4 protein-coding genes are annotated in these 5,436 nt (G+C 58.1%); 1 reads left to right on the plus strand and 3 read right to left on the minus strand.

Features of this window, described 5'->3' with window-relative positions:
• Positions 1–946 (minus strand): class II fructose-1,6-bisphosphate aldolase (fba, locus tag ACLTXB_RS18460; protein WP_428227950.1); only part of this gene is annotated, 946 nt, incomplete at its 3' end.
• A 144-nt stretch (positions 947–1,090) separates the two neighbouring features.
• Between fba and ACLTXB_RS18465 the strand changes: the two genes are divergently transcribed.
• The gene (locus tag ACLTXB_RS18465) at positions 1,091–2,332 is read left to right on the plus strand and encodes a 6-phosphofructokinase (protein WP_008980629.1); all 1,242 of its coding nucleotides are present in this window, start codon (positions 1,091–1,093) and stop codon (positions 2,330–2,332) included.
• Between the two features lie 110 nt (positions 2,333–2,442).
• Here the strand turns inward: ACLTXB_RS18465 and ACLTXB_RS18470 are convergent, their stop codons facing one another.
• Positions 2,443–3,723, minus strand: a complete 1,281-nt coding sequence (locus ACLTXB_RS18470; protein ID WP_428227951.1) for an AI-2E family transporter — start codon at positions 3,721–3,723, stop codon at positions 2,443–2,445.
• 19 nt (positions 3,724–3,742) lie between these two features.
• A complete protein-coding gene (gene purB, locus ACLTXB_RS18475) occupies positions 3,743–5,179 on the minus strand; it encodes an adenylosuccinate lyase (protein WP_008980627.1) in 1,437 nt (478 codons plus the stop codon).
• Positions 5,180–5,436 lie beyond the last annotated feature (257 nt).

The following is a 5,436-nucleotide window of genomic DNA, read 5'->3' on the forward strand; positions in this document are numbered from 1 at the left end:
GCACGTCGATGATCTTGTGCTTGACCAGCTCCTTGATGTTGGCGCGGGCGGGCTTCAGATACTCACGAGGATCGAACTTGTCGGGATGCTCGTTGAAGAACTGACGGATGGTACCGGTCATGGCCAGGCGCAGATCGGAGTCGATGTTGATCTTACACACGGACATGGAAGCGGCCTTACGCAGCTGCTCCTCGGGGATACCCACGGCGTCGGGCATCTTGCCGCCGTTCTCGTTGATCATCTTCACGTAGTTCTGGGGCACGGAAGAGGAGCCGTGGAGAACGATGGGGAAGCCGGGTAGACGCTTGGAGACCTCCTCCAGCACGTCGAAGCGCAGGGGCGGGGGAACCAGGATGCCCTTCTCATTGCGGGTGCACTGGTCAGCGGTGAACTTGTAAGCACCGTGGCTGGTGCCGATGGCGATGGCCAGGGAGTCACAGCCGGTCTTGGCAACGAACTCCTCGACCTCCTCAGGACGGGTATAGGAAGCGGCGTGAGCGGCAACCTTAACGTCATCCTCGATGCCGGCCAGAGTACCCAGCTCAGCCTCAACCACCACGCCGTGGTCGTGAGCGTACTCAACAACCTTCTTGGTGATCTCGATGTTCTCCTCGAAAGGCTTGGAGGAGGCGTCGATCATAACGGAGGTAAAGCCGCCGTCGATGCAGCTCTTACAAGTCTCGAAGTCGGGGCCGTGGTCCAGGTGCAGAGCGATGGGAATGTTGGGGCACTCGATGACAGCAGCCTCAACCAGCTTCACCAGGTAGGTGTGGTTGGCATAGGCGCGGGCGCCCTTGGAGACCTGGAGGATCAGGGGAGCGTTGACCTCGCGGGCAGCCTCAGTGATACCCTGGACGATCTCCATGTTGTTAACGTTGAAAGCGCCGATAGCGTAACCGCCGTCGTAGGCCTTCTTAAACATCTCGGTAGTGGTGACCAATGGCATATTGACCATCTCCTTAATATTTTTTACGGCCCTTATTGTACCATTAACGATTGCAAAATACAAGGGTGCGTGTTATTATTTAGTAGAGAATTTTCCGCTAAAACTCTTTTGAAGTCTATTAAAGTTGTTTAGGAGGAAGCAAACATGAATCAACTCACCGGTGCTTGCATCATTGGCCAGTCTGGCGGCCCCACTGCCGTCATTAACGCCAGCGCTCAGGGTGTTATCCAGACCGCTTTGAAGGCGGACTGCATCACCCGCGTGCTTGGCGCCGCCCACGGCATCAAGGGCGTTCTGGAGGACAAGCTGTACGACATGGCTCAGGAGGATCCCGCCGAGCTGGACCTGCTGCAGTACACCCCCTCTTCTGCTCTGGGTTCCTGCCGCTACAAGCTGGCTGATCCCGATGTGGATGACACCGATTATAAGCGCATCCTGGAAATCTTCCAGAAGTACAACGTGCGCTACTTCTTCTATAATGGCGGCAACGACTCCATGGACACCTGCAACAAGATCTCCAAGTACATGCAGAAGGTGGGCTATGAGTGCCGCATCATGGGCGTACCCAAGACCATCGACAACGATCTGAACGGCACCGACCACTGCCCCGGCTTCGCTTCTGCCGCCAAGTATATCGCCACCTCCTGCGCTGAGGTGTGGCAGGACGCTCACGTGTACGACACCGGCATGATCACCGTGGTGGAGATCATGGGCCGTCACGCTGGCTGGCTGGCCGGCTCCGCTGCCCTGGCTTCCCTCACCGGCTGCGGCCCCGACCTGGTGTACCTGCCTGAGACCGACTTCGACATGGACAAGTTCCTGGCCGACGTGAAGGCGATCTACGAGAAGACCGGCAAGTGCATGGTGGCTGTCTCCGAGGGCATCCACTACGCCGACGGCACCTTCGTCTCCGAGGCTAAGACCTCTGCCACCGACGGCTTCGGTCACGCTCAGCTGGGCGGCCTGGCTGCTCTGCTGGCTGAGACCGTGAAGAACGCCACCGGCGCCAAGGTCCGCGGCATCGAGCTGAGCCTGCTGCAGCGCTGCGGCTCTCACGTTGCCTCCCGTACCGACGTCACCGAGGCTTGGCAGGCCGGCGCTGCCGCGGTTGAGGCCGCTGTGGCCGGCACCACCGACAAGATGGTTGCCTTCAAGTGCACCCGCGAGGGCGGCTACAAGTGCGAGACCGTGCTGCAGCCCCTGGACATCGTGGCTAACTTCGAGAAGAAGGTTCCCCGCGAGTGGATCAACGAGGCCGGCAACGGCGTCAAGCAGGAGTTCATCGACTATGTCCTTCCCCTCATCCAGGGCGAGGCCAACACTCCCAAGGAGAACTCCCTGCCCCGCTTCGCTCACCTGAAGAAGGTTCTGACCACTTCCATGTAATAACAATCGGGCGTCTGGCCAAAAGCCAGGCGCCCGTATTTTTTATAAGGTCTCCCCTGCCGGGGCAGACAAAGGAAAATGGGCGTCCGGTTTTCGGACGCCCATCATTATTATTCCTTTTTCTTTGCCATCGGTCCGGTTTTTCCCAGATAAACTGCGGTATCCTCCGGCAGGGATTTTTTCCGCAGGCCGAAGCGTACCAGGCGGCTGATGACGCTGTAAAACATAGCAAACACCGGCACACCCAGAACCATTCCGGCAAAGCCGAACAGGCCGCCGAAGAGCAGGATGGAAAACAGCACCCAGAAGGAGTCCAGGCCGGTGGAATCGCCCAGAATCTTGGGGCCCAGGATGTTGCCATCAAACTGCTGCAGAATCAGCACGAAAATGCAGAAGTATACGCACTGCAGCGGGCTCACCAGCAAGATCAGCAGCGCACAGGGGATGGCTCCAATGAACGGTCCAAAGAAAGGGATCACGTTGGTCACACCGATGATCACTGCCAGCAGCATGGGATAGGGGAATTTCAGCAGGTTGCAACACACCAAGGCAATGATGCCGATGATCAGGGAGTCCAGCAGCTTGCCGTTGATAAAGCCGCTCAAGATGCGGTAAGCACTGCGGGTCTCCTCCACCAGAAAGTCAGCGATCCGGGTAGAAAAGATGCTGTATGTGATCTTCTTGGTCTGGGCAGCAAATTTGTCCTTGCGCACCAGCACGTACACTGAGACGATCACAGCAATGAGCAGATCCTTAAGCAGCATCACAAGAGCCCACAGTCCGGCATATACGCTGGTAAATACCCCAGTCAAGCGGGGGAACAGCTCAGTTTGAAGCCATTCCATGGTGGCATCGGCAGATTGGAAGTTGCTGAGCAGTCCATTTTCGGTGAACCACTTCTCCAGCGACTCGGAAGCACTGTTATAATAGGGCAGCACCGCCTCCTGCAGGTCGGGATTATCCTGGAAGAAGTCCGTGAGCCACTGCTGCACACTGTCAATATAACCCGGGAAGGCGTTGACCAGACCTACAATACTGGAGTACAGCTGGGGCAGCACCATGGCCAGCAGGATGTACACCACCAGCACGGCAAAGGCAAGACTGAGAAGGATAGACACGAAGCGGAGCATCCCGTTTTTCCGGGGCCAGTTGACCCAAACCCCTTTCAGCCACTCCAGCAAAAACTCATAAATGCCCCGCTGGATGGGCAGAAGCAGGAAGGCCAGTACCAGCCCGTAGAAAATGGGCCGCAGGATATAGGTCAAGGTGTCCAGCAGTGCTTTTACGGCGGAAATGTGGTAGATCAGGAAAAACATCAGGATGGCCGCCGCAATCACCGCGAAGGCGGTGACCCCCGCGGCGATGTACGGCCCGAATTTCCGTTGTTTCATATTTGCGGCACCGACTTTCTTACACCTTCAGCTCGGTCTCCTTGTCGGTCAGAGCGTCCTGATAGCGCTCCAACACCGGGGCTACGCACTCCTTCAGGAACTCCTCCACCTGCTGGGGGCAGCGGCCGATGTAGGCGCTGGGCTCCATGTGGGCGGACAGCTCTTCCTTTGTCATGCCGAAGGCAGGATCGGCAGCAATGAGGTCGATGAGGTTGTTGGACAGGCCCAGATCCTTGACATTCCGGCCCGCCTCCTGAGACAGTACACGGATGCGCTCGTGGAGCTCCTGACGATCTCCCCCACGCTTCACCGCGTCCATCATGATGTTCTCGCTGGCCATGAAGGGCAGCTCCTCCAGCACGTGCTTCTCAATGACCTTGGGGTGCACGATGAGACCGGAGGCCACGTTCTCCATAATGTTCAGGATGGCGTCCACAGCCAGGAAGGCCTCGGGCACGCTGAGACGCTTGTTGGCTGAGTCGTCCAGAGTACGCTCAAACCACTGGGTGGCAGTAGTGACGGCGGGGTTGCCCACGTCCACGATGACGTACCGGGCCAGAGAGCAGATGCGCTCGCAGCGCATGGGGTTGCGCTTGTAGGGCATAGCGGAAGAACCGATCTGATTCTTCTCAAAGGGCTCCTCTACCTCCTTGAGGTGGCACAGCAGGCGCATATCGGTGGCAAACTTACTGGCGCTCTGGGCGATACCCGCCAGAGTGGACACCACATTGTAATCCATCTTCCGGGAATAGGTCTGGCCGCTGACAGGAACCACCGCGTCAAAGCCCATCTCCTTGGCGATCTTGGCCTCCAGCTCCTTCACCTTCTCATGGTCGCCCTCAAACAGCTCCAGGAAGGATGCCTGGGTGCCGGTGGTGCCCTTGGAACCCAGCAGCTTCAGGGTGGAGATGCGGTACTCCACTTCCTCCAGGTCCATAAGCAGCTCGTTCATCCACAGGGTAGCACGCTTGCCTACGGTGACCAGCTGGGCGGCCTGGAAGTGGGTGAAGCCCAGGGTGGGCAGAGCCTTGTTTTCGTCGGCAAACTTGGCCAGCTTGGCAATGACCCGCACCAGCTTGCGGCGCACCAGCTCCAGACCCTCCCGCATGAGGATCACGTCGGTGTTATCGCCTACGTAGCAGCTGGTAGCGCCCAGGTGGATGATGGGCATGGCCTTGGGACACAGCTCGCCGTAGGTGTGGACGTGGGCCATCACGTCGTGACGCAGCTTCTTCTCCCACTGAGCGGCCTTCTCGTAGTCAATATCGTTGATGTGGGCCTCCAGCTCATCCACCTGCTCCTGGGTGACGGGCAGGCCCAGTTCCATTTCGGCCCGGGCCAGGGCGACCCACAGCCGCCGCCAGGTGGTGAATTTCTTGTCCGCGGAGAAGAGATAGAGCATCTCGTCGCTGGCGTAACGGGAAGAAAGGGGGCTCTCATAGGTATTGGTAGGCATCGGTTCATCGTCCTTTTCTATTTATTCCGGAGAGAGGGGTCCCTCTCCCCTGCCGGACTCGGCTTCTTTCTGTTTGATTATATCCTATCTCCATCGCCTTTGCCACCGTTTCCGGAAACTTTCGCAAAATTTTAATAAACCGCAAAAAGCTTCGGCGCTCCGGCGGCCTGCTGCTGCCAAAGCGCCGAAGTTATTCTCTATTGCTGCTGTTCCGCAGCCCGCCGCTCCCGGATCATCCCGTGGAGACAATCCAAAGC

The organism is Flintibacter sp., from assembly GCF_046973065.1.